General features: G+C 53.4%; 1 protein-coding gene and 1 pseudogene. Both read right to left on the bottom strand.

The window, feature by feature from the left end; all coding sequences use genetic code 11:
- Nucleotides 1-369: pseudogene (locus NW839_RS12185) on the bottom strand (RNA-guided endonuclease InsQ/TnpB family protein); the annotation flags it as partial.
- Nucleotides 370-411: 42 nt separating this feature from the next.
- Nucleotides 412-770, bottom strand: a 359-nt coding sequence (locus NW839_RS12180; RefSeq protein WP_414380680.1) for an RNA-guided endonuclease InsQ/TnpB family protein, incomplete at its 5' end; no start/stop codon positions are given.

Here is a 770-nt window from a genome sequence, read left to right as displayed (position 1 = left end):
AGGACTACGTCCCGCTGACGCGAAAAGAACGGGATGCCCCACCGCCCTGTGCTTGATGTTGATGGCCGCATGGTGGTCGCGTCCTAGTTCTAGCCCACAATGGGAACAAGAATGCCACCTGTCTTGAACCGCCTTCGGTACTCTTTGACCGCACCGAGAGCAGTTTTGACTGCTGCCGTTGGGATTCACTGCAATCGCCCTCAGCCCAGCTCTTTCAGCCTTGACTGCCAGAATTCGCAGAAATTGTCCCCACCCAGCATCATAGGTAGATTTTGCTAGCTTCGTCCTCGCAATACCTTTGATATTCAGGGCTTCGTACCCAATATGTTTGCCCTTGCTTACCAGCCAGTTCGCTGTTTTGTCATGAAAATCTTTGCGCTGAGATAGTGGTTAGTGGATAGTCACTATTCACTATCCACTAGTCACTAGCCATAGGCGGTTTGACCCTTTCTTCTTGCGAGACACTGCCCGCTGCAGTCTCTTGAGCCTGAGCTCTGCCTTGCGATAGTACTGGGGAACTGGAACAGACTCCCCCGCGTCGGTCACCAAAAAGGAGTCCAGTCCCACGTCGATCCCCATCGTGTTCTCCAGTGTTGGCAGGTCAGGGGTAAACTCAGGGACGGACGAATCTTGCAGGCTCAAGGTCACATACCACCCGTCTGCCTTGCGGCTGATGGCAGCGGTCTTAATCACAAAGCCGTCAGGCAAAGGACGGTGCTGAATTATCCGAACAGCACCGATTTTGGGCAGATGGATAAACTGCCCGCAAA

It is taken from the genome of Synechococcus sp. R5-15 (genome assembly GCF_047462035.1).
Lineage (GTDB): Bacteria > Cyanobacteriota > Cyanobacteriia > Thermostichales > Thermostichaceae > Thermostichus.
This window is presented reverse-complemented; position numbering and strand designations above follow the sequence as displayed.